Annotated in this window: 1 protein-coding gene; it reads right to left on the bottom strand. The window is 61.4% G+C overall.

Annotated elements, in window-relative coordinates; translation table 11 throughout:
* Positions 1–85: 85 nt before the first annotated feature.
* Positions 86–1,111 (bottom strand): YifB family Mg chelatase-like AAA ATPase (locus ACK4S7_RS13005; RefSeq protein WP_409647654.1); only part of this gene is annotated, 1,026 nt, incomplete at its 5' end.

The raw sequence follows: 1,111 nt of genomic DNA, 5'->3' as shown, positions 1-1,111 counted from the left end.
GCATGGCAGATCTTGGACACGCGCTTTGCTGCTCTCGTCAAATGCGTCCGCTGAATAGAAAGACCGCCGCGTACCCGAGCTTTGCCTAATTGCGTGGCGGCTGACGACGATAGCTGAGTGCCTCGGCAATGTGGATTCGGCTGATGTCCTGCGCATTCGCCAAATCGGCAATCGTGCGGGCCACACGCAATATGCGGGTGTAGCCACGCGCAGAAAGCCGCATCGCTTCCGCCGCCTGAGCCAGCAATTTCTGCCCAGCAGCATCGGGTGTGGCGAAAGCCGTAAGCATGTCTCCGTCGAGCTCTGAATTGGTACGCAGGTGCGCGCCATTTAGGCGCTTGCTCTGCAATTGGCGTGCGGCCTCGACGCGCGCAGCAACCTCGGCCGAACCTTCCGTTGGCGGCGGCAGGACCAAGTCTGCGGCACGTACCGCTTGCACGTCGACGTGCAGATCAATTCGGTCAAGCAACGGTCCCGATATTTTCGCTTGATAATCAGCCGCGCAACGTGGCGCGCGACTACATGCAAGTGCGGCATCGCCCAGATGCCCGCAGCGGCACGGGTTCATCGCGGCAACCAACTGCACATTGGCAGGGAATGTCACATGGCTGTTCGCGCGCGCGATGCTCACCTCACCTGTTTCAAGCGGCTGGCGCAAGCTATCGAGGACACCGCGCTGAAACTCGGGCAGTTCGTCAAGAAACAATACACCAAGATGCGCAAGGCTTACCTCGCCGGGGCGGATGCGCAAACCGCCGCCAACCAGGGCAGGCATGGATGCGCTGTGATGCGGGGCCCGAAATGGCCGAGTTCGCAATAATCGGCCACCTTCCAATAACCCTGCCACCGAGGCAATCATGGAAACCTCCAAGGCTTCGGCAGGGGAAAGCTCAGGCAATATACCGGGCATACATGAAGCCAATAACGATTTACCTGCGCCGGGCGGACCAATCATTGCCAGATTATGTCCGCCAGCCGCCGCGATCTCCAACGCGCGCTTGGCGCTTTCCTGGCCCTTGACCTCGCGCAGGTCGGGCACGGCCTTGCCGCTGGCCAGCGGGCCGGGCTCGGGCGCGCGCAGCACCTGGGTTCCCTTGAAGTGATTGACCAG

It is taken from the genome of Sphingorhabdus sp. (genome assembly GCF_046292425.1).
Classification (GTDB): domain Bacteria; phylum Pseudomonadota; class Alphaproteobacteria; order Sphingomonadales; family Sphingomonadaceae; genus Sphingorhabdus_B.
This window is presented reverse-complemented; position numbering and strand designations above follow the sequence as displayed.